The organism is Streptomyces sp. NPDC054841 (assembly GCF_053611045.1).
This window is the reverse complement of sequence record NZ_JBSGZO010000907.1, coordinates 1-1,344: the sequence shown is the minus strand read 5'-3', so window position 1 is coordinate 1,344 and position 1,344 is coordinate 1. Positions and strand designations below refer to the sequence as shown.

The following is a 1,344-nucleotide window of genomic DNA, read 5'->3' as shown; positions in this document are numbered from 1 at the left end:
CATCACGGCAGCACCCGTCGCATTGCTCCGCGCCCTGGATTACCGCGGATTACTGCGGATTACTGCTCGGCGCGGCACAGGGAAGTGCAGACGGTGGTGCAGTTGCAGGTGCAGGTCGGCCTGCAGGTGACGCGGGTGCAGACCACCCGGGTCGCGACGGTCGAGATGGACGGCGGACCGAGCTCCGGGTTACCGGCCTTCGGCGTGTTGACCTGAGCGTCCAGGTCGAATGCGTCCGACATATTTATTCCTTTCGATCATTGTGGGAGAACCCGCACAGCATCGGCACGGGTGCGTGAAGGTTGTGCTCCACGCTCGAAAGAAATGCTCACTCAGCCGGCGGCGGAGCACCATTGTCGTCTGCGACAGTTTTTTCCGCGGCTGCCGACACATGGTGCTGCTCGGATGGAATCGAGTGGTGGGTGCTTAGTTCGGCATGGAAGTAATACGCTGCCAGGCAGGCCGCCATCCTGGAGTCGATTTCGAGTTTCTCCATGATGGCGGTCAGATGTGCGCGGACCGTGCGTTCGGTAACGTTCAGCTGGTCGGCCATCCACTGGTTGGACGAGCCCTCGGACAACAGCGTGAACACCTCGCGCTCCCGCGGGGTCAGCCTGTTGACGTTCTTCAGCGCATGCTTCCACTTCGGCTCATCAACGGCTGTGGAGTGCCCGCACCCACAACAGTCCTTCGATTGATGCACGGCCGGCTGCCCGAGTGTGACTTGATCTGCTCGCATAATTCCCCCTGGATTTTCATGCGAAGTGCTGTGACCGGGACTGAGGGCCAGGAGGGTCAGTCCTGGTGTAGCCCCGGTTCGGAGGTTCCCGAGATACGGGAAATACTGACAAAGGGTCAGATGGTTCTCATGAGAGGAATACCGATCGCGGTTGCTCCCAGGAAATGGGCACTCAATGCGCTGCAGGGTCACTGGATGACCGATCAGTCCGCGTGCTTCTTTGAGCGGCAGGACCGAGCACTCCAGACCTCGGTCTTCACCGTGCTCGCCCAGGGCCGTCGTGACACGTCCGACACCGCAGCGGCGCAGACTCGGCAGCACTGCGGAGGCGACCCGTGAGGCGGACAGCCCAAGCCATCGTCCGAGTTCAGCAGTCCTGATCTCGACTCTTCCTGTGATCGCTGGCGTACGCGCAGCCAGCCGGACCGCATCGGGTGCCCCCGTCAATTCGGGTCCGTTCAACAACGCACGCACGGCCCCACCCAGGCGCGCGCGGGCATCCCGGCCTAGTACTCCAGCTGTAGATCGTGATCTTCATGCCTGAGTTGCGGCTTGTCGCCGGTAGTGACTGGTGCGTGATCGGGCTTGATGACGTCGTCTCCACT

3 protein-coding genes are annotated in these 1,344 nt (G+C 62.0%); 1 reads left to right on the top strand and 2 read right to left on the bottom strand.

Going from position 1 to position 1,344, the window contains the following annotated elements; all coding sequences use genetic code 11:
• Window positions 1-59 precede the first annotated feature (59 nt).
• Window positions 60-242: an FDLD family class I lanthipeptide gene (locus tag ACWGI8_RS44345; RefSeq protein ID WP_453669304.1), complete on the bottom strand. Its 183-nt coding sequence runs from the start codon at window positions 240-242 to the stop codon at window positions 60-62.
• Window positions 243-328: 86 nt separating this feature from the next.
• Complete coding sequence (locus ACWGI8_RS44340; protein ID WP_453669302.1) at window positions 329-703, bottom strand: response regulator transcription factor; 375 nt, start codon at window positions 701-703, stop codon at window positions 329-331.
• Between the two features lie 231 nt (window positions 704-934).
• Here ACWGI8_RS44340 and ACWGI8_RS44335 point away from each other — a divergent pair, with 231 nt between their 5' ends.
• Entirely contained in the window at window positions 935-1,078 is a 144-nt protein-coding gene (locus ACWGI8_RS44335) for a hypothetical protein (protein WP_453669300.1), read from the top strand.
• Window positions 1,079-1,344: the final 266 nt, after the last annotated feature.